The organism is Streptomyces sp. P3 (genome assembly GCF_003032475.1).
GTDB lineage: Bacteria > Actinomycetota > Actinomycetes > Streptomycetales > Streptomycetaceae > Streptomyces.
Window position 1 is genome coordinate 4,903,011 of the sequence record NZ_CP028369.1, and the last position, 20,366, is coordinate 4,923,376.

A 20,366-nucleotide genomic window follows, 5' to 3' on the forward strand; every position below is an offset into this window, starting at 1 on the left:
CCGTGACCCGAATCCCGCTCCAGGCCGCCCTGTTCGACATGGACGGCACGCTCGTCGACACCGAGCGGCTGTGGTGGGAGGCGGTGGAGCGGGTCGCCGGACGGCCGCTGACCGAGGCGGACCGGCCGCAGGTGCTCGGCCGCCCCGTCGAACACACCGCCCGCTGGCTGGCCGTCGGCACGGGCCGGCCGGCGGCGGGCCTCGCCGAGGCGCTGCACCGCGAGTTCGCGGACCGCGTGCGCGCCGGCGTCGTGCCGCGTCCCGGCGCGCTCGCCCTGCTCTACGCCCTGGCCCGGGAGCGCGTCCCGACGGCACTGGTGACCGCGTCGCCCCGGGCCGTCGCCGACCTCGTGCTCGACGCGCTCGGCGCGGGCCGGTTCGCCGTCACCGTCACCGCCGACGACACCGAGCACACCAAGCCCGCCCCCGACCCCTACCTCGCGGCCTGCGCCGCCCTCGGCGTCGACCCCGCGGCCTGTGTGGCCGTCGAGGACACCGAGACCGGGGTGGCCTCCGCCGAGGCGGCCGGGTGCGCGGTGCTCGCGGTGCCGTCGCTCGCGCCGATCGCCCCGGCCCCCGGCCGGACCGTCGTGGCCGGTCTGGAAGGCGTCACCCCCGACCGGCTCCGCTCGCTGCTCCCGCACCGGCTCCGCGTCATGACGTGGAACCTCTGGCACGGGGGAACCGAGGTCCGCGACCACCGGGCCAAGCAGCTCAAGGTGCTCACCGAGGCCGACGTGGACGTGGTCGGACTCCAGGAGACGTACGGCGGCGCCGCCGAGGAGCTCGCCGAAGCCCTCGGCTGGCACTGCCACCGGGCCGGGGAGAACCTGGGGATCGTCAGCCGCCACCCGATCACGGCCGGGCTCGGCGACCCCGACGTGGGCTTCTACGGTGCGGCGGGCGCCCGGATCCGCGTCCTCGGGGGCGAGGTGGACGTGTGGACGGTCCACCTGGACTGCGCGCCCTACGGGCCCTACGAGGCTGCCTTCGACGGGCTCACCGCGGACGCCCTGACCGCGCACGAGGAGGGCCGGCTCGCGCGGCTGGGGGACGCCCTGCGCCGGGTCGGGGAGGGCCCGGAACGTCCCGTCGTCCTCGTCGGCGACTTCAACTGCCCCTCCCACCTGGACCGGGCGGACGTCCCGTGGCCGGTGACGAGGGCCGCCGAGGAGGCGGGCTTCGCCGACTCCTACCGCGAGGCGCACCCGGACCCCGTGCGGGAGCCCGGTCACACCTGGTCCCCGGTGCACGCCGAGCACGAGGACGGCAGCGGCCGACCGGAACCGCAGGACCGGATCGACTTCGTGTTCCACCGCGGTCTGCGGGTGCTCGACTCGCGGACCCTGGTGACCGGCGGCAACCGGCCCTGGCCGGACGTCGAGGACAACGACTGGCCCTCCGACCACGCCGCGGTGATCACCACCTTCGCGATCACCCCCGCGGCGGTCTGCGGAAAACCGGTGGGCGAAAGGACGTGAGCCGCCTACCATCGACGGCATGACCTGGCGACATTGATCCACGACCGGCTCCGGCGTCCGTCGACTGACCGCAACGCTGTACGCGTACGCGTTCCTCGACGAGTTCGTGCTCCTGTATCCGGTGTACGCGCTGCTGTTCGCGGACGCCGGGCTGTCCGTCGGGCAGATCTCCTCCCTCTTCGTCCTGTGGTCGCTGACCGGCGTCCTGCTCGAGGTGCCCTCGGGCGCCTTGGCGGACGCCGTCTCCCGGCGGCTGCTGCTGTGGACCGGCCCGCTGCTGGGCGCGGCCGGTTTCGCGCTGTGGGTGCTGTTCCCCTCGTACTGGGCCTTCGCGGCCGGCTTCGTCCTGTGGGGAGCCCGTGGCGCGCTGGGCTCCGGCGCGCTGGAGGCACTGGTCTACGAGGAACTGGACCGGGCCGGCGCCGCCCACCGGTACGCCGGGGTCATGGGGCGTGCGCACGCCGTGGGCCAGGGGGCCGTGATGGCGGCGACGGGTCTGGCCGGCCCGGTCTTCGCGGCCGGCGGATACCCGGCCGTCGGCGCGGCCAGCGTGCTGGCGTGCCTGCTCTGCGCCGCGACGGCGGCCTGTCTCCCGGAGCACCGCACCCGGCCGCCCGCCGGGAGCGACGCCGTAGGCGGCGGGGGCCTCGACGGTGAGGGCCCCGGCGGCGGTGAGGCGTCGGGCGTGAGTGAGACGCCCGGCGTGGGTGAGGGCGGGGACCAGGGCACGGACGCCGGCGGGGACCGGCGCGACGAGGGCTGGACCCGGACGCTGCGCACCGGACTCTCCGGACTGGCCGGACTCCACCGGGACCGTCCCCTTCTCGGCGCCCTGCTGCTCGTCCCGGCCGTCACCGCGGTGTGGGGCGCGCTCGACGAGTACACCCCGCTGCTGGTCAGGGAGACCGGGGCGGCGGACGCGGCCGTCCCGTACCTGCTCATGACGGTCTGGGCCGGGGTGACGGCGGGCAGCCTGCTGGCCGGTGCGGCCGAGCGCCTCGGCCGCACCGGTCTGGCGGCGGTCCTCGCGGGCGCCGCGCTCGCCCTCGCGGCCGGCGCGCTGACGGGCGCGCAGGCCGGCATCGCCCTCGTCGGCCTCGCCTTCGGCGGCTTCCAGACGGCGACCGTCCTGGCCGACGTCCGGCTCCAGCAGCGCATCGAAGGCGCCGCACGGGCCACCCTGACCTCGATCGCCGGACTGGGCACCGAGCTGGTGACCGTCGCGGTGTACGGCGCGTACGGCGTCCTGGGCGCGCGGTTCCCGCACGGCATCGTGTTCGCCCTGTGCGCGCTGCCGTATCTGGTCACGGCGCTGGCGGTGGGCAGGCGGCGGCGGAGGGCGGCGAGCGCGCTGTCGCGGGACCGCCGGAGGAGGCGGGCGAGTGCGGTGCTGCGAGGCCGGGGGAGAGGGGAGTGAGCGCCCGGTCGTCGGGTGCGGGCGAGAGGGAGGCGCGCAACGAATCGCCGCCTCACCCGTCGCGCACGCAACGAACCGCTCACCGTCGCGCAACGGCTCCTTCTTGTCCGGTCCGCGCGGCCGCCCGTACCGTCTAGGTGGCCCCCACAACCCCCTTCCGCCCGGTGAGGATCACGCATGCGCACCGCCCTGTTCCAGAGCTCCGGACGCCCCGGCTCCGTCGTCGAGAACCTCAAGGTCCTCGACGAGGCCGCGGACCGGGCCGCCGCCGCGGGCGCCGGGCTGCTCGTCACGTCGGAGATGTTCCTCACCGGGTACGCCATCGGCGACGACGTCGCCCGTCTCGCCGAGCCCGCCGACGGCGATTGCGCGGTCGCCGTCGCCGAGACCGCCGCGCGGCACGGCATCGCGATCGCCTACGGCTACCCGGAGCGCTCCGGCGAGACCGTGTACAACGCGGTCCAGCTGATCTCCGCCGACGGCGGCCGCCTCGCGAACCACCGCAAGACCCACCTCTTCGGCTGCTTCGAGCGCGACCACTTCACCGAGGGCGCGCAGCCCGTCGCCCAGGCAGAGTTGAACGGCCTCACCGTCGGCCTCCTGATCTGCTACGACGTCGAGTTCCCGGAGAACGTGCGGGCGCACGCGCTGGCCGGCACCGACCTGCTCGTCGTGCCGACCGCGCAGATGCATCCCTTCCAGTTCGTCGCCGAGTCGATGATCCCGGTGCGTGCCTTCGAGAACCAGATGTACGTCGCCTACGTCAACCGGGTAGGCCGGGAAGGGGAGTTCGAGTTCGTCGGACTCTCCACCCTGGCCGGTCCCGACGGGATCGCCCGGGCGCGTGCGGGCCGCGCCGAGGAACTGGTGTTCGCCGACGCCGACCCGGTCGCCCTCGCCGCCTCCCGTGAGGCCAACCCCTACCTGCGGGACCGCCGCCCCGGTCTTTACGGGTCCCTGGTCTGACCGCCGCACCCCCGACGCCGCACCCCCGACGCCGCACCCCCGACGCCGCACCCCCGACGCCGCACCGGCGGCGCCGCACCCCGAACGCCGCACACCTCCGCTCATCTTTGCCGCAAGGAGTCCGCACCCCATGACGTCCACCGTGCCCAACGCCGTCGAGCACGCAGACGAGCAGCAGCCGCCGATCACCATGTTCGGTCCGGACTTCCCGTACGCCTACGACGACTTCCTCGCACATCCGGCGGGCCTCGGCCAGATCCCGGCGACCGAGCACGGCGCCGAGGTCGCCGTCATCGGCGGCGGGCTGTCCGGCATCGTGGCCGCGTACGAGCTGATGAAGATGGGGCTCAAGCCGGTCGTCTACGAGGCCGACCGGATCGGCGGACGACTGCGCACCGTCGGCTTCGAGGGCTGCGACCCCTCCCTGACCGCCGAGATGGGCGCGATGCGTTTCCCGCCGTCCTCCACGGCGCTCCAGCACTACATCGACCTGGTGGGGCTGGAGACCCGGCCGTTCCCCAACCCCCTCGCGGAGGCCACCCCTTCGACGGTCGTCGACCTCAAGGGCGAGTCGCACTACGCAGAGACGATCGACGACCTGCCGCAGGTCTACCGCGACGTCGCCGCGGCCTGGAGCGCGTGCATCGAGGAGGGCGCCGACTTCTCCGACATGAACCGGGCCATGCGCGAGCGGGACGTGACGCGCATCCGCGAGATCTGGGCGAAGCTCGTCGAGAAGCTCGACAACCAGACCTTCTACGGATTCCTCTGCGACTCCGAGGCGTTCAAGTCCTTCCGCCACCGGGAGATCTTCGGCCAGGTCGGCTTCGGCACCGGCGGCTGGGACACCGACTTCCCGAACTCCATCCTGGAGATCCTGCGCGTCGTCTACACCGAGGCCGACGACCACCACCGCGGCATCGTCGGCGGCTCCCAGCAACTGCCGCTGCGCCTGTGGGAACGCGAACCGGAGAAGATCGTCCACTGGCCGTACGGCACCTCGCTCAGCTCGCTGCACCAGGGCGGCGAGCCGCGACCCGCCGTGACCCGGCTGCACCGCACCGCGGGCGACCGGATCACCGTGACCGACGCCGACGGCGACATCCGCACGTACCGGGCCGCGGTCTTCACCGCCCAGTCCTGGATGCTGCTGTCGAAGATCGCCTGTGACGACTCGCTCTTCCCGATCGACCACTGGACCGCGATCGAGCGCACCCACTACATGGAGTCCAGCAAGCTGTTCGTACCCGTCGACCGGCCGTTCTGGCTCGACAAGGACGAGACCACCGGCCGGGACGTCATGTCGATGACCCTCACCGACCGCATGACGCGCGGGACGTACCTGCTCGACGACGGCCCCGACAGGCCCGCCGTCATCTGCCTCTCGTACACCTGGTGCGACGACAGCCTGAAGTGGCTGCCGCTGTCCGCGAACGAGCGGATGGAGGTCATGCTGAAGTCGCTCGGCGAGATCTACCCGAAGGTCGACATCAGGAAGCACGTCATCGGCAACCCGGTGACGGTGTCCTGGGAGAACGAGCCCTACTTCATGGGCGCCTTCAAGGCCAACCTGCCCGGCCACTACCGCTACCAGCGGCGACTGTTCACCCACTTCATGCAGGACCGGCTGCCCGAGGACAAGCGGGGCGTCTTCCTCGCCGGCGACGACATCTCCTGGACGGCCGGCTGGGCCGAGGGCGCCGTGCAGACCGCGCTCAACGCGGTCTGGGGCGTCATGCACCACTTCGGCGGGGCGACCGACGCCACCAACCCGGGCCCGGGCGACGTGTACGACGAGATCGCACCCGTGGAGCTCCCGGAGGACTGAGTCCCTCACCGGCGTGCCTCCACCGGCGTGCCTCCAGGGCGCGCCGCGCGCCGGTGCGCCTCACAGCGGGGTGAGCATCATCCGTCCCGCGAAGCCGACGGCCGTGTCGAGCCGCTCGGTGAACTCCACGGCCACGTCGGGGAGCCGGCGCAGCGCCCACAGCGCCCGGGCCGCCGTCCAGGTGGCGTCCCGGGCGCGTTCCAGGCTCCAGGCCCCGAGCAGATGGGTGAGCGGATCGGCGATCTGCAGCAGATCGGGGCCCGGCATCAGCTCTTCGCGGAGTCGCTCCTCCAGCGAGACGAGGAGATCGCCCACGCGGTCGAACTCGTCCTCCAGCTCGGCCGGTTCGCAGCCGAGGCTACGGCAGGCGTCCACGACGGCGAGCGCGAGGTCGTGCCCGATGTGCGCGTTGATGCCCGCGAGCGCGAACTGCAGCGGGCGTACGCCGGGGTGGCGGCGGAACTGCAGCAGCGGGCGCCAGCAGGCGGGCGGACGCCGGTCGCCGGTCGCCGGATCCACCGCGTCCAGGTAACGCTCGGCGAACCGTACGTCCAGCGTGATCGCGGCCTGCGGGTCGGGGAAGCGGCCCCGGTCGATGCGCCGGCCGACCTCCTCGGTCACCGCGAGGTAGACGCGGTTGAAGACCGCGACCCCGTCGCGCGCGGGCAGGCCCGCGTCGAGGGCGCGCATCCGGGCGAGCACGCCGTCGAGGCTCGGGCCGGCCGGGCCGACCCCCGCGTCGACGGGAGCGGTGAACTGTTCCAATTGCGGCATGGGGGCAGGGTGGCAGTCCTAGGCTGGCCCGCGTGCCGGCGAGCCCGACGCTTCCCCGGAACGGGGGAACGGGCCCGTCGCGCGGGAGGGGGAACAGCACCGTGTCAGGGGTATGTCAGCGACGGTCGGGCCGGCGCGCCGTCGTGGTCGCCGTCGCCTCGGCCGTGGTCGCCCTCGGCGCCGCGGCCGGGATGGTGACCGCGCTCGGCGACGGTGGCGATCGAGGCCATGGCCGTGACACCGCCGGCGCCCGGCCGCGTGCCGGGGCGACGCCGCGGTCCCCCTCCCCGCCGCCCTCCCCGTCCGCCTCCGCGGCGCCCTCCACCGCGCCGCCCGCCGCGACGCCGGCTCCCTCGGCCGACCGCCGAGCCGTGCGCGAGCCCCGGGCGGTGGCCGCGTCCACCGGCCTGTACCGCCACTCCGAGTCCCAGGTCCTCGACTGGGTCCGCGCCCACCCGGCGGACCCGCGCACCCCCGTCATCGAGTCCCGGATCGCGAACCGGCCGGCCGCGGTCTGGTTCGCCGACTACGCGCCCGGCACGATCGCCGCACGGGTCCGCGCGGTCACCTCGGGTGCCGCCGCCCAGGGCCGGGTCCCCGTCCTCGTGGCGTACGCGATCCCCGACCGCGACTGCGGCGGCGCCTCCGAGGGCGGAGCGCCCGACACCGACGCCTACGCCGGCTGGATCGACCGGTTCGCCGCCGGGCTCGGCTCCCGCGACGTGGTCGTCGTCCTGGAGCCGGACTCGATCGCCCAGGCCGACTGTCTCGACGCGGGCGCGCGGGCCGACCGCTTCGCCGCCCTGGCCCGCGCGGGACGTGTGCTGAAGGCGGCGAACCCGTCGGCCCGTGTCTACTACGACGCCGGCCACTCCCACTGGAACCCGCCGGCGGAGCAGGCCGCGCTGCTGAAGCAGGCCGGTGCCGCCTCCACCGCGTCCTCCGACGGGATCTTCAGCAACGTGTCCAACTTCCGCGGCACCGCCGACGAGGCCGCCTACGTGCGCCGGGTGCTGGACGCGCTGGGCGGTCCGGCGGGCCTGGGCGCGGTCATCGACACGAGCCGCAACGGCAACGGCGCGCCGGCCGACGGCCAGTGGTGCGACCCGGACGGCCGCAGGATCGGCAGGGCGCCCACCTTCGACACCGGGCAGGCCCGGATCGACGCCTATCTGTGGGTGAAGCTGCCGGGGGAGTCGGACGGCTGCAAGGGGGCGGCGGGCGAGTTCAGCCCTGCGTACGCCTATGAGCTGGCGTCGTCGTAACCGCCGGCGCGTCCAGCAGCGGCCGCCGGGTTCTGAGACGGGCGGGCGCGAAGGGGGCGCCCGGGTCCTCGTCCGGCTGGACGCCGCGACCATGCGTCCCGCGTCCTGGAGCGAGACCCTCAGGGCCGGGGGCCGGGCACTGCTGCGGTCGGCGGACCGACCTCCCCGCCCGTCCGCTCTCCGCCGCGCAGCACGCCCGCGAAGGCCACCAGCCCGCACGCCAGCACGGTCACCACGACGAACGACGCCGTGAGGCTGGTCGCCTGAGCCACCCCGCCGATCAGGCTCGGGGCGATCAGTCCGGAGGTGTACGTGATCGTCGCGACGCCCGCGATGGCCTGAGTGGCGTTCGGGCCGCTGTGGCCGGCCGCGGCGAAGCACAGCGGCACGACGACCGCGATGCCGAGCCCCATCAGTGCGAACCCGCCGATCGCCACCGCCGGACGACCGGCGACGACGATCAGCAGCCCGCCGAGCGCGGCCAGCACCCCGCCCGCCCGTACCGTGCGCACCGCGCCGAACCGGTTGACCACCGCGTCTCCCGCGATCCGTGCCACCGCCATCGTGAGCATGAAGCCGGTCGTGCAGGCCGCCGCGAGCCCGGCCGACGACTCGAGCCGGTCGCGCAGGTACACCGCCGACCAGTCCAGGCTCGCGCCCTCCGCGAACACCGCGCAGAAGCCGACGGCGCCGATCAGCAGCGCCGAGCGGGGTGGCAGCGCGAACCGCGGGGGCGGGTCCTCGCCCGCCGCAGGCCGGATGTCCAGTACCCACCGGCAGGCCAGCAGTCCGAGCACGGTGAGAACCGCCGCGGCCAGGGCGTGGTGCACGCGGGCGTCCGCGCCGAGGTGGGCGGCGAGTGTTCCGCCGGCCGAGCCGATCAGGGCGCCCGCGCTCCACATGCCGTGCAGCCCGGACATGACCGATCTGTGGAGCAGCCGCTCCACCTCCACCCCGAGGGCGTTCATCGCGACGTCCGCCATGCCGGCGGCCGCGCCGTAGGCGAACATCGCCAGGCACAGCGTCAGCAGGTTCGGGGCGAGAGCGGGCAGGAGGAGCGACAGCGTCCACAGCGCGAGCAGCCCGCGCATGGCCGTACGGCTGCCGAAGCGATGGGTGACCGAGCCCGCCAGCGGCATCGCGCAGGCCGCGCCGAACGCGGTGAAGGCCAGGGCGAACCCGAGCTGGCCGGTGGAGACGCCGGCGTGGTCCTGGATCCAGGGCACCCGGGTGGCGAAGGACCCGGTGACGGCGCCGTGCACGGTGAACACGGCCGCCACGGCGTACCGGGCGTGCTTCACCTCCGCCGGTGTGCAGACCACGTCGCCCACTCCGCTCATTCTCCCGCCCTCCCGGCTCCCGTCGGCGGCGCCCGCGCACCGCCGACGTAAACTATCAGGGACCCTGCCTGATAAATAGAGTGCTTCCGGTCGGCCCGCCGACCGGGTCCCCCTCGGCCGTGGGAGGATTCCCGCCATGCCCGCAACCCCGAGCACAGCCCGGGCCATCAACGACCGGCTCGCCCTGCGGCTGCTGCAACGCGAGGGCCCGTTGACGGCGGGGCAGCTGAAACAGCTCACCGGCCTGTCCCGTCCCTCGGTGGCCGACCTCGTCGAACGGCTCACCGCCGCCGGACTGATCCAGGTCGTCGGAGAGGCCGGCGAGCAGCGCCGGGGGCCGAACGCCAAGCTCTACGGCATCGTCGCCGACCGCGCGCAACTGGCCGCGCTGGACGTGCGGACGGAGGGCGTCGCCGTGCTGGTCTCCGACCTGGTGGGCCGGGTGCTCGCCGAGGCCTCGGTGCCGATCGGCGGCGAAACGGGCACCGGAACGGCCGTGGAACAAGCGGTCGCGCTGGTCGAACGCGTGGCGGCCGAGGCGGGCGCCGACCGGCTGCACACCCTCTGCATCGGCGCGCCCGGCCTGATCGATCCCGCGAGCGGTGAGCTGCGCGACTCCAGCGGCCTGCCCGAGTGGCACCGCCGCCTGGTCGCCGCCCTCCAGGACCGGTTCCCGCGGGCCCGCGCGCACATCGAGAACGAGACCAACCTGGCCGCGCTGGCCGAGCAGCGCGAGGGCGCGGCCCACGACCGCGACACGTTCGTCCTGCTGTGGCTGGGCCACGGCACCGGCGCGGCACTCGTCCTGGACGGAACCCTGCGCCGGGGCGCCTCCGGCGGGGCCGGCGAGATCGGTTTCCTGCCGGTCCCCGGCACGAGCGGACTGCCCTCGGCGACCGACTGCGAGGGCGGCTTCCACTCCCTGGCCGGCTCCGCGGCGATCGCCGGCCTGGCGGAGACGTTCGGTCTGACGCACGGAGCGCACACCGAGGAACCGGTGGCCGCAGCCCTGGTGCGGGCGGCGGTGGCCGCGGTGCGCGGGACCCAAGGCACGCAAGGGGAGCACGCCGGGGAACCGGCGTCCCCGGCGGGGGAGGCGGGGTCCGCGGCAGCCGGGCCGGCGGGTGAAGGGGCCGTGCGGCGCGCCGCCGCGCGTTTCCTCGACGCCCTCGCCGACCGGCTGGCCCTCGGCGCGGCCTCCGTCGTCGCCGTCCTCGACCCGGGCTGCGTGGTGCTGGGCGGCGAGGTCGGTCAGGCCGGCGGGGACGTGCTGGCCGACCGGGTGGCACGGCGGCTGCGGCGCATGGCCCCGCTGCCCACCGAGGTGCGCCCCGGCGTGCTGGGCGGCGGCGCGGTGCTGCGCGGGGCGTTGCTCACCGCGCGGGAAACCGCCCAGGAGGACCTGTTCGCGACGGTGGCGGCCGGCAGCCCCGAGGCGCCCCGGGACTCAGCGCCGGACGCGCGTGGCCAGATGGTCCTCGAACGTGCCCTTGCCCACGGCTCGTTCCGGGGCTAGATGGCCACCGGAGCGGAAACCCCGGTAGGCCGCGCCCCACAGCGGTACGTTCACCACCGCGCACCGCCTGCCACTCGCCTTCAGGAACGCGCGGGCCAGCGACTCGGCCGTGCGCACCTCGGGGCCGCCCATGTCGTCGACCCGCCCGGCGGGCGCCCCGGCGGCCAGCTCGGCGAGCCGGTCGGCGACCTCCCCGACCGCCACCGGCTGGTCGCTCACCCGGGCGGGCAGCAGCATCACCGGAACCTTGGCGAGCGCCTGGAACGCCTGGACCAGCAGGTCGTGGAACTGCGTGGCGCGCAGCACCGTCCAGCCGATCCCCGACTCCGCCACGAGCTTCTCCACGGCGAGCTTCGCCCGGTAGTAGCCGTACGGCACCCGGTCCACGCCGACGATCGAGATGTACACCAGGTGTTCCACCCCGGCCCGGCGTGCCGCGGCGATCAGGTGTGCGGCGGCCCGCTCGTCGCCGCCGCGCGGCGAGCTCGCGCAGTGCACGACCGTGTCCACGCCCGTCACGGCGGCGTCCAGGCCTGGGCCGCCCTCGCGCAGGTCGACGGCGTACGGTTCGGCGTGCCGGCTGAGCACCCGCACCTCGTGCCCGCCCGCTCGCAGCCGCTCCACGACGAGTCTGCCGAGGGTTCCGGTCCCGCCGGTCACCAGGATCGTGCTCATAGTGTTCAGCCCTTTCGGACAGCGGACGCTCCCGACCGGAACGTCCTCCGGCAGCACAGACCGGCCGGCCCCCGCGGAATGTGACAGCGCCGGCGCAACCGCTGCGCGCATGCGCGCTACATCCGGCCGAGCTGACGGCCCACGAATCTCAGTCTGTCCGGGTTCATCATGACCTGCACTGCAGTGATCTCCTCGCCGGAGCTCTCGAAGCCGAGCGTGGCGATGAGCTCGCCGCCGCCGTGGACGAGTGCGCCCGGCGCGCCGTTGAGCTCCACGACCGTGCAGGAGAACCCGGCCGCGAAGGTCCGGGACCCGGCGTCCAGGAAACGCAGCACCTTCTCGCGGCCCAGGATCGGCCGCAGGGCCGACTTCACCCGGCCCCCGCCGTCGCTCCACCACTCGACGTCGGCGGCGAGTGCCTTCTCCAGCGCCCGCAGGTCGCCGTCCCGCGCCGCCCTCACGAACGAGGCGACCAGCTCCGCCCGGCGTGCGGGCGCGGCCTCGAAGCGCGGGCGCGCCGACGTCAACCGCTGCACCGCCCGCCGGTGCAGCTGACGGCAGTGGGCCTCGCTCAGGGCGAGGACCTCGGCCGTCGCCCGGTGCGGGTAGGCGAACGCCTCCCGCAGCACGTACACGGCCCGCTCCTGCGGGGTGAGGCGTTCGAGCAGCACCAGCATCGCCAGCGACACCGCCTCGCGCTGCTCCGCGGACTCCAGGGGGCCGAGTGTGCCGTCCGAGGTGAGGGCCGGTTCCGGCAGTCATTGCCCGACGTACGTCTCGCGCCGGGCGCGGGCCGAGGTGAGCCGGTTCAGGCACAGGCGGGTCACGGTCTTCGCCAGCCAGGCCGCGGGGTGCGCGACGCCCGCACGGTCGGCTCCGCTGAACCGCAGGTAGGCGCCCTGCACCGTGTCCTCGGCCTCATGGGCCGAGCCCAGCATCCGGTAGGCCGGCCCGAACAGCCGGGACCGGTGGGCCTCGAACTCGTCGGCGCCCGCGGTCGTCCTGGGATCACCCTGCTCCATGGGGCCACCCTGGCAGAGCGGCCGGAGTGGGGGCCCGGCGGCGGGCAAGGGCCGTCGTCACCGCCGCCGGGCCGTACGGCTCGAGCCTAGAAAGGACTAGACCAATCCGTCAATAGGTATGGACCAATGGAGTGTCGGGCGGAGGGATGACGCCCTGTGAGCCAACCCACACCCTTCACCTGTATGGACGCCCACCGGCCGTGGCACACTGACCCTGTACCAAAAGCAGCGCACTCCGGGGTCGGTGAAAGTCCGAACCGGCGGTTATAGTCCGCGACCCGTCCGCTTCCAGCGGCCGGTTGACCAGGTGAAATTCCTGGACCGACGGTTAAAGTCCGGATGGGAGGCAGTGCGCGGCGGGCGGGCATTCGTGCGCGTCGTCATACAGGCACTCGTCGATGGACGAGTCTGTCCGGCGTCGTCCCGAAGCCGCTGTCCGTACCTGCTGTCGTCATCGACAGGCCCCGGAGTCCGTGCCCTATGAGGCAGGAGGACCCGGGAAGTGTTCACCGGAATCGTCGAAGAGCTGGGTCAGGTCACCGCCGTCGAGAATCTCGGCGACGCCTCCCGCTTCCGGCTGCGCGGCCCCGTCGTCACCGACGGCGCGAAGCACGGCGACTCCATCGCCGTGAACGGGGTCTGTCTCACCGTCGTCGAGCACGAGGGCGACGAGTTCACCGCCGACGTCATGGCGGAGACCCTGAACCGATCCAGCCTCGGCGCACTCGCCGTCGGCTCCCGGGTCAACCTCGAACGCCCCACCGCCGTCGGCGCGCGCCTCGGCGGGCACATCGTGCAGGGACACGTCGACGGCACCGGCGCGGTGCTGGAGCGCAGGCCGTCCGAGAACTGGGAGATCGTCAAGGTCTCCCTCCCCGCCGAACTCACCCGGTACGTCGTGGAGAAGGGCTCCATCACCGTCGACGGCATCAGCCTCACGGTCGTCGAGGCCGGCCTGGACCACTTCACCGTCAGCCTCATCCCCACCACCCTCGCGCTGACCACCCTCGGCCTCAAGCAGCCCGGCGACCCGGTCAACCTCGAGGTGGACATCGTCGCCAAGTACGTCGAGCGCCTGCTGGCCACCACACAGCAGGGAGCGGGCAGGTGAACTGGCTGAACTCCGAGGCGTTCGTCGCGTTCGACCAGCACATCATCTGGTCGGACATGATCGGGAACATCCTCGGCCTGATCACTCTCGCCCTCGGCTGGCGGCGCTCACTGCTCACCTGGCCGGTGCAGTTCCTCTCCGGGCTCGTCCTCTTCGTCGCCTTCTACGGCCATCTCGCCGGCAGCGCGGGCAAGCAGGTCGTCGTCATGGTCGTCGCCCTGTACGGCTGGTGGCAGTGGAACCGCAGCAAGGGACGGTCGGCGGACGGCCAGATCACCCCCCGCTTCGCCACCTGGCCCGAGCGCGCGGCCATGATCGGCGCCGCCGCCCTCGGCACGGTGGCCGTCGCACTCCTCTTCAAGGCCAACCCGTCCCTGTCCTGGGACCCCTGGCCGGACGCCTACATCTTCGTCGGCACCATCGTCGCCATGTACGCCCAGGCGCGCGGCATGGTCGAGTTCTGGATCGCCTGGCTCCTCGTCGACGTCGTCGGCGTCCCCCTCAACTTCGCCAACGGCTACGCCTTCTCAGGCTTCGTCTACGTCATTTACGGCGCGCTCGTCCTGTGGGGCATGCGCGACTGGTGGCTGCGGTCCCGCAAGGCCTCGCAACCCGCTCTGGAAGGAGCGCCGGCATGAGCACGGCACCGATCCTGTACAGCACCGAAGGCCTGGAAGACCTCAGCCTCGACCCCGTGGAGCAGGCCGTCGCCGACATCGCGGCCGGCCGCCCCATCGTGGTCGTCGACGACGAGGACCGCGAGAACGAGGGCGACCTCGTCGTCGCCGCGGAGAAGGTGACGCCGGAGATCGTCGCCTTCATGATGAGCGAGTGCCGCGGCCTGATCTGCGCCCCCATGGAGAGCGACGAGCTGGAGCGCCTGAAGCTCCCGCAGATGGTCGACGACAACACCGAGTCGATGACGACCGCGTTCACGGTCTCCGTGGACGCCTCGGCCGCCCACGGCGTCACCACCGGCATCTCCGCCGCCGACCGCGCCGCCACGCTCCGTCTGCTGGCGAGCGGCGACGCCGGGCCGGCCGACTTCGTGCGCCCCGGCCACGTCTTCCCGCTGCGCGCCCAGCCCGGCGGCGTGCTGACCCGCAACGGCCACACCGAGGCCGCCGTGGACCTCGCCCGTCTCGCGGGGCTGCGCCCGGCCGGCGCGATCGTCGAGATCGCCGGTGAGGACGGCCGGATGCTGCGACTGCCCGAACTGATCCCGTTCGCCCGCAAGCACGGCCTGACGATCATCTCCATCGAGGACCTGATCGCCTACCGGCGCAGCGCCGAGCCGACGGTCCGCCGCGAGGCCGAGACCCGACTGCCCACCGTGCACGGCACGTTCACCGCGTACGGCTACCGCTCCACGGTCGACGGCGTCGAGCACGTCGCCCTGGTCCACGGTGAGATCGGCGAGGGCGAGGACGTCCTGGTCCGCGTCCACTCCGAGTGCCTCACCGGCGACGTCTTCGCCTCCCTGCGCTGCGACTGCGGCCCCCAGCTCGACGCGTCCCTGGAACGCATCCAGAGCGAGGGCCGGGGCGTGCTGGTCTACCTGCGCGGGCACGAGGGCCGGGGCATCGGCCTGCTGTCCAAGCTGAGGGCGTACGAACTCCAGGAACAGGGCCACGACACCCTCGACGCCAACCTGGAGCTGGGCCTGCCCGCCGACGCCCGCGACTACGGGGCCGGGGCGCAGATCCTCCAGGACCTCGGCGTGCGCAGCGTCCGCCTCATGACCAACAACCCCGAGAAGAGCGAGGCGCTCGTCCGGCACGGCATCGAGGTCATCGAGCGCGAGCCGATGCCCGTCCAGGCGGGCGAGCACAACATCCGCTACCTGCGCACCAAGCGGGACCGGATGGGACACGACCTGCCCTGGCTGGACGCGGCCCCCGTGTCCCCCTGCGGCAACCAGTAAGCACGACCGGCACCGAGGAGAGACGAGAACGTGAGCGGCAAGGGCGCACCGGAGCTGTCCGTACGCAATGTGGGTGACCTCAGGGTCGCCGTCATCGCGGCCCAGTGGCACGAGAAGGTGATGGACGGTCTGGTCGACGGCGCGCTGCGCGCCCTGCACGACCTCGGCATCGACGAGCCGACCCTGCTGCGGGTCCCCGGCAGCTGGGAACTGCCGGTGGTGGCCAAGGTGCTGGCCGGGCGGGGCTACGACGCGATCGTCGCCCTCGGCGTCGTCATCCGCGGCGGGACACCGCACTTCGAGTACGTGTGCCAAGGCGTCGTCCAGGGCCTCACCCAGGTGTCCGTCGAGACCGGGGTGCCCGTCGGTATGGGCGTCCTCACCTGCGACACCGAGGAGCAGGCCCTGGACCGGGCCGGCATCGAGGGCTCCAACGAGGACAAGGGCCACGAGGCGGTGACGGCGGCGGTGGCGACCGCGGCCACCCTCCGTTCAGTATCCGAACCCTGGCGGTAGGCGGACCGGAAGAACGGCTAGGGTGGGCACCACCATGTCCAAGAAGACGTTCGAGGAGCTCTTCTCCGAGCTCCAGCAGAAGGCCGCCAGCGGCGACCCCGCCACTTCCCGTACCGCGGAACTCGTCGGGAAGGGCGTCCATGCCATCGGCAAGAAGGTCGTCGAAGAGGCCGCCGAGGTGTGGATGGCCGCCGAGTACGAGGGCAAGGAGGCGGCCGCGGAGGAGATCTCGCAGCTCCTCTACCACGTCCAGGTGATGATGGTCGCCCGCGGAATCTCGCTGGACGACGTCTACGCCCACCTGTAGAACCGCATTCCCGCACACCGTCCCTTTTCCCGTTCCACCTTTCCCGTTCCACGCGAAGGAAGCCGACCTCATGCTGCGCATCGCCGTCCCCAACAAGGGTTCCCTGTCAGGCCCTGCGGGGGACATGCTGCATGAGGCCGGCTACCAGCAGCGCCGGGAGAGCAAGGAACTGCGGATCGTCGACCCGGTCAACGAGGTGGAGTTCTTCTACCTCCGCCCCCGCGACATCGCGATCTACGTCTCCTCCGGCCGCCTCGACATCGGCATCACCGGCCGTGACCTGCTGATCGACTCCGGCGCGGACGCCGAGGAGATCCTGCCGCTCGGCTTCGCCCGCTCCACCTTCCGCTTCGCCGGCAAGCCCGGCGCGGCGACCGGCGTCGAGGACCTCAAGGGCAAGACGGTCGCCACCTCCTACGAGGGCATCGTGGCCGGCCACCTCGCCGACCACGGTGTCGAGGCCTCCGTCGTCCACCTCGACGGCGCCGTCGAGACCGCGATAGAGCTGGGCGTCGCCGAGGTCATCGCCGACGTGGTCGAGACCGGCACCTCGCTGCGCAACGCGGGTCTGGAGGTCTTCGGCGAGCCCATCATGAAGTCCGAGGCCATCGTGATCCGCCGCACCGGCGCGGACGCCGAGGAGCCCAAGGTGCAGCAGTTCCTGCGCCGCCTGCAGGGCGTCCTGGTGGCCCGGACGTACGTGATGATGGACTACGACTGCCGCGTCGAGCAGCTCGAGAAGGCCGTCGCGCTGACCCCGGGCCTGGAGTCGCCGACGGTCTCCCCGCTGCACAACGAGGGCTGGGTCGCCGTCCGCGCCATGGTCCCCGCCAAGGAGGCCCAGCGGATCATGGACGACCTCTACGACATCGGCGCCCGCGCCATCCTGACCACGGCCATCCACGCCTGCCGCCTCTGAACTCCGCCGGGAACATGTCCGACCTGCCTGCCCTCCCCGTAGTCTTCCGGCCCGGCCGCACCCGTGTGGTGCTGCTCACGGCCGGAGTGGCGATCTTCCTCGTCATCTCCGCCGTCGCGATGCTGCTGGAGCAGCTCGGGCCGGGGGAGCAGCTCAGTTTCATCGTCACCGGAGCCCTCATCTTCTGGGTGCTGGCCCAGCTGGCCCGCGTGCGGGTGAACGCCGACGACTCCGGCGTCACCGTGGTGAACATCGCCAGCACCAGGCGTCTGGCCTGGGCGGAGATCCTCCAGGTGAACCTCCGACCGGGCGATCCGTGGGTGTTCCTGAACCTCAGCGACGGCACCAGCCTGCCCGTGCTCGGCATCCAGCCCGGCATCGACAAGCAGCAGGCCATCCGCGACGCGCGGGCGCTCCGGGCGCTCGCCGAGGCACACGCGATCCGCGACCCCGAGACGCCCCCCGAGCAAGATCAGGGCTGACTCGGGGCCCGCCGCCCTGCCGCAGAACCCCCTGTCTTGATTAATCTGGTGACGGAGGCGCACCCCCCGCCCCCGCCCCTGCTGTGCCCTGCCGGGCTCACAGGGGTTCCTGCTACCCGAGGAGTGACTCCCTCCGGCGATGGACGGTTCGTCCTGTAGTACCTGCGCCGCCCCCACCCGACCTGGTTCGGAGGCGGCGGCATCATGACCACCCCCCTGCTGCTCCTGGCAGCCGCGTTCCTGCTCATCCTCGCCAACGGCTTCTTCGTCGCCGCCGAGTTCGGCCTTGTCACGGTCGAGCGTCCGGACGCGGAGCGGGCCGCCGCCGAGGGCGACAGACGGGCCCACACGGTCGTCGAGTCGCTGAAGGAACTGTCCTTCCAGCTCTCCGGCACCCAGCTGGGCATCACCATCACCTCCCTCGTCGTCGGCATGCTCGCCGAACCGGCGCTCGCGGAGCTGCTCAGCGGCCCGTTCACGGCGATCGGCGTCCCCGAGGGCGCCGTCTCCGGGGTCGCCGTCGTCGTCGGCATGCTGCTGGCGTCCGCCGTGCAGATGGTGATCGGCGAACTGGTGCCCAAGAACTGGGCGGTGTCCAAGCCGTTGCAGGTCGCGCGCTTCGTCGCGGGCCCGCAGCACGTCTTCGCCCGCCTCTTCCGGCCGGTGATCGCCGCCCTCAACACCGTCGCCAACCGCCTGGTACGGGCCCTGGGCGTCGAACCCGCCGACGAGCTGGCCTCCGCGCGGACCCCCGGCGAGCTCGTCTCGCTGGCCCGCCACTCGGCCCAGGCCGGCGCCCTCGAACAGGACACGGCCGACCTCTTCGTCCGGACGCTCTCCCTGGCGGAACTGACCGCGCAGCACGTCATGACCCCGCGCGTGAAGGTCAGCGCCCTGCAGTCCACGGCCACCGCGGAGGACGTGGTGAACCTGACCCGGGCCACCGGCCTGTCCCGGTTCCCGGTCTACCGCGAGAAGATCGACGAAATCGTCGGCATGGTCCACCTGAAGGACGCCCTGGCGGTCCCCGTCCACGACCGGCTGCGCACTCCGGTCGTCCGCATCGCCCGCCCGGCCCTGCTGGTCCCGGAGACGCTGCCGGTCCAGCCCCTGCTGGCCCGGCTGCGCAGCGAGCAGCCCATCGCCGTCGTCGTCGACGAGTACGGCGGCACGGCCGGAGTGGTCACCCTGGAGGACATCGTCGAGGAGATCGTCGGCGAGGTCCGCGACGAGCACGACGGTCAGGACTCCCCCGAACTCGCCGCCGCCCCGCCCGAGGAGGGCAGGCCCGCCTGGGACGTGGACGGCAGCTGCCGCGTCGACACCCTCCAGCGCATAGGCCTCGAGGTCCCCGAGGGACCGTACGAGACGGTCGCCGGGCTCGTCGCCGACCTGCTCGGCCGCATTCCCGCCGTCGGCGACCGGACGGAGCTGCCCGGCTGGCGGCTCTCGGTGCGCCGGGTCGGCCACTACCGGGCCGAACGGGTCCGGCTGGTGCGCACCGGTCAGGTCGTGGAGGTCTCCCGATGAGCGCCCTCCAGCTCGTCTTCGCCGCGCTGCTCGTGCTCGCCAACGGCTTCTTCGTCGGTGCCGAGTTCGCGCTCGTCTCCGTCCGCCGCAGCCAGATCGAGCCGCTCGGCACCGCGCGGGCCCGCCAGGTCCTCTACGGGCTGGAGCGGCTGCCGCAGATGATGGCGGCGGCCCAGTTCGGCATCACCGTCTGCTCCCTCACCCTGGGCGCGGTCGCCGAGCCGACCGTCGCCGAGCTGCTGGAGCCGTTGTTCGAGTGGGTCCACCTTCCGCACGGGATGATCCACCCGCTGGGCTATGTCATAGCCCTCGCGGCCGTGGTCTTCTTCCATCTCGTGATCGGCGAGATGGTTCCGAAGAACCTCGCCATGGCGGCACCGGAGAAGACCGCGCTGTGGCTCAGCCCCGGCCTGGTCGCCTTCGCCCGGCTGTGCCGGCCGATCACGGTCGCGCTCGGCGCCTGCGCCCGCGGCATCCTGCGGCTCTTCCACGTCGAGCCCAGGGACGAGGTGGAGGCCGTGGTCACCAGCGAGCAGCTGAACCGTCTGCTGGAGGACTCCGGCCAGGCCGGTCTGCTCGGCCCCGAGGAGCAGGAGCGCCTGGAGGACGCCCTCGAGCTCGGCTCCCGTCCCGTCACCGACGTCCTGCTCCGGCGCGAGTCCCTGGTCACGGTCAGTCCGGCGGTCACCCCGGGCGAGATCGTCGAGCTGACCGCCCGAACCGGCTACTCCCGGTTCCCCGTGGCCGCGGAGACCGGCGCCTTCATGGGCTACCTGCATGTGAAGGACGTCCTCGACCAGGAGGACTCCGAGCGGGCGGTGCCGCAGCAGCTGTGGCGTCCCATGACGACGCTCCGCTCCGAACTGCCGCTGGACGACGCGCTGACCGTGATGCGGCGGGCGGCGACCCATCTGGCGCAGGTCGCCGACGCCTCCGGCAAGGTCCTCGGCCTGGTCGCCCTGGAGGACGTGCTGGAACTGCTGGTGGGCGAGGTCACCGACCCCGCACACCGCGAGGTTCCCGAGGTGCGGCTGACGGAGCCGAGGGCGAGCGACGAGCCGGAGGAGGCCCTGGCGAGCTGACCGGCGCCCGGCGGTCGGCGATCCGGCCGGGCGCGTCCGGCAGACGGCGCCGACCACGCGGCCGGCACGCGTCGCCGGCCGGACCAGCGTTCCCGGGCGGTGGCGTCCCGGCGTGGTGGGTCGTCACGGCTGGTGGATCGTTTAGGCCGACGACGGGGGCGGTCTGCCGGCCGGCCCGGGGAGCGAGCCGATCGCCCGCAGACGCACCGGG

20 protein-coding genes, 1 pseudogene and 1 riboswitch are annotated in these 20,366 nt (G+C 73.1%); of the genes and pseudogenes, 16 read left to right on the forward strand and 5 right to left on the reverse strand.

Annotated features, from left to right (window positions below; translation table 11 throughout):
• The first annotated feature begins 2 nt into the window (after nucleotides 1-2).
• From C6376_RS22115 to C6376_RS22130, 4 genes are all read left to right on the forward strand, one after another.
• Nucleotides 3-1,481 carry an HAD-IA family hydrolase gene (locus tag C6376_RS22115; RefSeq protein WP_107445024.1) on the forward strand — a complete coding sequence of 493 codons (1,479 nt, stop codon included), beginning with the start codon at nucleotides 3-5 and terminating at the stop codon, nucleotides 1,479-1,481.
• Nucleotides 1,482-1,545: 64 nt separating this feature from the next.
• Complete coding sequence (locus tag C6376_RS22120; protein WP_107445025.1) at nucleotides 1,546-2,898, forward strand: MFS transporter; 1,353 nt, start codon at nucleotides 1,546-1,548, stop codon at nucleotides 2,896-2,898.
• 177 nt (nucleotides 2,899-3,075) lie between these two features.
• On the forward strand, nucleotides 3,076-3,864 hold the full coding sequence (locus C6376_RS22125; protein ID WP_107445026.1) for a carbon-nitrogen hydrolase family protein: 789 nt from the start codon (nucleotides 3,076-3,078) through the stop codon (nucleotides 3,862-3,864).
• Nucleotides 3,865-3,994: 130 nt separating this feature from the next.
• Complete coding sequence (locus C6376_RS22130; protein WP_107445027.1) at nucleotides 3,995-5,692, forward strand: NAD(P)/FAD-dependent oxidoreductase; 1,698 nt, start codon at nucleotides 3,995-3,997, stop codon at nucleotides 5,690-5,692.
• 60 nt (nucleotides 5,693-5,752) lie between these two features.
• Here the strand turns inward: C6376_RS22130 and C6376_RS22135 are convergent, their stop codons facing one another.
• Nucleotides 5,753-6,466 carry a DUF5995 family protein gene (locus tag C6376_RS22135; protein WP_107445028.1) on the reverse strand — a complete coding sequence of 238 codons (714 nt, stop codon included), beginning with the start codon at nucleotides 6,464-6,466 and terminating at the stop codon, nucleotides 5,753-5,755.
• A 143-nt stretch (nucleotides 6,467-6,609) separates the two neighbouring features.
• Here C6376_RS22135 and C6376_RS22140 point away from each other — a divergent pair, with 143 nt between their 5' ends.
• Nucleotides 6,610-7,731 (forward strand): glycoside hydrolase family 6 protein, encoded by a 1,122-nt coding sequence (locus tag C6376_RS22140; protein ID WP_107445029.1) that lies wholly within the window; start codon nucleotides 6,610-6,612, stop codon nucleotides 7,729-7,731.
• Between the two features lie 55 nt (nucleotides 7,732-7,786).
• Nucleotides 7,787-7,885, forward strand: a pseudogene (locus tag C6376_RS45345) (acyl-CoA thioesterase); the annotation flags it as partial.
• Here C6376_RS45345 and C6376_RS22150 read toward each other — a convergent pair.
• Nucleotides 7,851-9,071, reverse strand: coding sequence for an MFS transporter (locus C6376_RS22150; protein WP_107445030.1), 1,221 nt, complete (start codon nucleotides 9,069-9,071; stop codon nucleotides 7,851-7,853). The pseudogene C6376_RS45345 and the gene C6376_RS22150 sit on opposite strands and share 35 nt — an antisense overlap.
• 136 nt (nucleotides 9,072-9,207) lie before the next feature.
• Between C6376_RS22150 and C6376_RS22155 the strand changes: the two genes are divergently transcribed.
• Complete coding sequence (locus C6376_RS22155; protein ID WP_107445031.1) at nucleotides 9,208-10,587, forward strand: ROK family transcriptional regulator; 1,380 nt, start codon at nucleotides 9,208-9,210, stop codon at nucleotides 10,585-10,587.
• On the opposite strand, the gene C6376_RS22160 is transcribed toward C6376_RS22155, so the two are convergent.
• From C6376_RS22160 to C6376_RS46440, 3 genes are all read right to left on the reverse strand, one after another.
• Nucleotides 10,519-11,262: an SDR family oxidoreductase gene (locus C6376_RS22160; RefSeq protein WP_107445032.1), complete on the reverse strand. Its 744-nt coding sequence runs from the start codon at nucleotides 11,260-11,262 to the stop codon at nucleotides 10,519-10,521. The genes C6376_RS22155 and C6376_RS22160 overlap by 69 nt on opposite strands.
• A gap of 116 nt (nucleotides 11,263-11,378) precedes the next feature.
• Complete coding sequence (locus C6376_RS46435; RefSeq protein WP_319593916.1) at nucleotides 11,379-11,951, reverse strand: sigma factor-like helix-turn-helix DNA-binding protein; 573 nt, start codon at nucleotides 11,949-11,951, stop codon at nucleotides 11,379-11,381.
• Between the two features lie 69 nt (nucleotides 11,952-12,020).
• Nucleotides 12,021-12,284 (reverse strand): sigma factor, encoded by a 264-nt coding sequence (locus C6376_RS46440; protein WP_319593917.1) that lies wholly within the window; start codon nucleotides 12,282-12,284, stop codon nucleotides 12,021-12,023.
• Between the two features lie 226 nt (nucleotides 12,285-12,510).
• Nucleotides 12,511-12,641: riboswitch (FMN riboswitch) on the forward strand.
• Between the two features lie 145 nt (nucleotides 12,642-12,786).
• On the opposite strand from C6376_RS46440, the gene C6376_RS22170 reads away from it, so the two are divergent.
• From C6376_RS22170 to C6376_RS22210, 9 genes are all read left to right on the forward strand, one after another.
• Nucleotides 12,787-13,395: a riboflavin synthase gene (locus C6376_RS22170; protein ID WP_107445033.1), complete on the forward strand. Its 609-nt coding sequence runs from the start codon at nucleotides 12,787-12,789 to the stop codon at nucleotides 13,393-13,395.
• Entirely contained in the window at nucleotides 13,392-14,033 is a 642-nt protein-coding gene (gene pnuC, locus C6376_RS22175; RefSeq protein ID WP_107445034.1) for a nicotinamide riboside transporter PnuC, read from the forward strand. Before C6376_RS22170 ends, pnuC begins: the two co-directional genes overlap by 4 nt.
• Nucleotides 14,030-15,319 (forward strand): bifunctional 3,4-dihydroxy-2-butanone-4-phosphate synthase/GTP cyclohydrolase II, encoded by a 1,290-nt coding sequence (locus C6376_RS22180; protein WP_107445035.1) that lies wholly within the window; start codon nucleotides 14,030-14,032, stop codon nucleotides 15,317-15,319. The genes pnuC and C6376_RS22180 overlap by 4 nt, the downstream gene beginning before the upstream one ends.
• A 30-nt stretch (nucleotides 15,320-15,349) precedes the next feature.
• Nucleotides 15,350-15,835 (forward strand): 6,7-dimethyl-8-ribityllumazine synthase, encoded by a 486-nt coding sequence (ribH, locus tag C6376_RS22185; RefSeq protein ID WP_057583696.1) that lies wholly within the window; start codon nucleotides 15,350-15,352, stop codon nucleotides 15,833-15,835.
• 34 nt (nucleotides 15,836-15,869) lie between these two features.
• Nucleotides 15,870-16,142: a phosphoribosyl-ATP diphosphatase gene (locus C6376_RS22190; protein WP_057583788.1), complete on the forward strand. Its 273-nt coding sequence runs from the start codon at nucleotides 15,870-15,872 to the stop codon at nucleotides 16,140-16,142.
• Between the two features lie 70 nt (nucleotides 16,143-16,212).
• Complete coding sequence (gene hisG, locus C6376_RS22195) at nucleotides 16,213-17,061, forward strand: ATP phosphoribosyltransferase (RefSeq protein ID WP_057583698.1); 849 nt, start codon at nucleotides 16,213-16,215, stop codon at nucleotides 17,059-17,061.
• Nucleotides 17,062-17,075: 14 nt separating this feature from the next.
• Nucleotides 17,076-17,543: a PH domain-containing protein gene (locus C6376_RS22200; protein ID WP_107445036.1), complete on the forward strand. Its 468-nt coding sequence runs from the start codon at nucleotides 17,076-17,078 to the stop codon at nucleotides 17,541-17,543.
• Between the two features lie 204 nt (nucleotides 17,544-17,747).
• Complete coding sequence (locus tag C6376_RS22205; RefSeq protein ID WP_107445037.1) at nucleotides 17,748-19,073, forward strand: hemolysin family protein; 1,326 nt, start codon at nucleotides 17,748-17,750, stop codon at nucleotides 19,071-19,073.
• Nucleotides 19,070-20,155, forward strand: coding sequence for a hemolysin family protein (locus C6376_RS22210; protein ID WP_107445038.1), 1,086 nt, complete (start codon nucleotides 19,070-19,072; stop codon nucleotides 20,153-20,155). The genes C6376_RS22205 and C6376_RS22210 overlap by 4 nt, the downstream gene beginning before the upstream one ends.
• Nucleotides 20,156-20,366: the final 211 nt, after the last annotated feature.

Excerpts from the sequence above, each read along its gene's own strand:
- C6376_RS22155 (WP_107445031.1), top strand. The coding sequence starts at position 9,208 with ATGCCCGCAACCCCGAGCACAGCCCGGGCCATCAACGACCGGCTCGCC.
- C6376_RS22180 (WP_107445035.1), top strand. The coding sequence starts at position 14,030 with ATGAGCACGGCACCGATCCTGTACAGCACCGAAGGCCTGGAAGACCTC.
- C6376_RS46440 (WP_319593917.1), bottom strand. The coding sequence starts at position 12,284 with ATGGAGCAGGGTGATCCCAGGACGACCGCGGGCGCCGACGAGTTCGAG.
- C6376_RS22210 (WP_107445038.1), top strand. The coding sequence starts at position 19,070 with ATGAGCGCCCTCCAGCTCGTCTTCGCCGCGCTGCTCGTGCTCGCCAAC.
- C6376_RS22190 (WP_057583788.1), top strand. The coding sequence starts at position 15,870 with ATGTCCAAGAAGACGTTCGAGGAGCTCTTCTCCGAGCTCCAGCAGAAG.
- C6376_RS22200 (WP_107445036.1), top strand. The coding sequence starts at position 17,076 with ATGTCCGACCTGCCTGCCCTCCCCGTAGTCTTCCGGCCCGGCCGCACC.
- C6376_RS22160 (WP_107445032.1), bottom strand. The coding sequence starts at position 11,262 with ATGAGCACGATCCTGGTGACCGGCGGGACCGGAACCCTCGGCAGACTC.
- hisG (WP_057583698.1), top strand. The coding sequence starts at position 16,213 with ATGCTGCGCATCGCCGTCCCCAACAAGGGTTCCCTGTCAGGCCCTGCG.
- C6376_RS22150 (WP_107445030.1), bottom strand. The coding sequence starts at position 9,071 with ATGAGCGGAGTGGGCGACGTGGTCTGCACACCGGCGGAGGTGAAGCAC.
- C6376_RS22135 (WP_107445028.1), bottom strand. The coding sequence starts at position 6,466 with ATGCCGCAATTGGAACAGTTCACCGCTCCCGTCGACGCGGGGGTCGGC.
- C6376_RS22130 (WP_107445027.1), top strand. The coding sequence starts at position 3,995 with ATGACGTCCACCGTGCCCAACGCCGTCGAGCACGCAGACGAGCAGCAG.
- C6376_RS22205 (WP_107445037.1), top strand. The coding sequence starts at position 17,748 with ATGACCACCCCCCTGCTGCTCCTGGCAGCCGCGTTCCTGCTCATCCTC.
- C6376_RS22125 (WP_107445026.1), top strand. The coding sequence starts at position 3,076 with ATGCGCACCGCCCTGTTCCAGAGCTCCGGACGCCCCGGCTCCGTCGTC.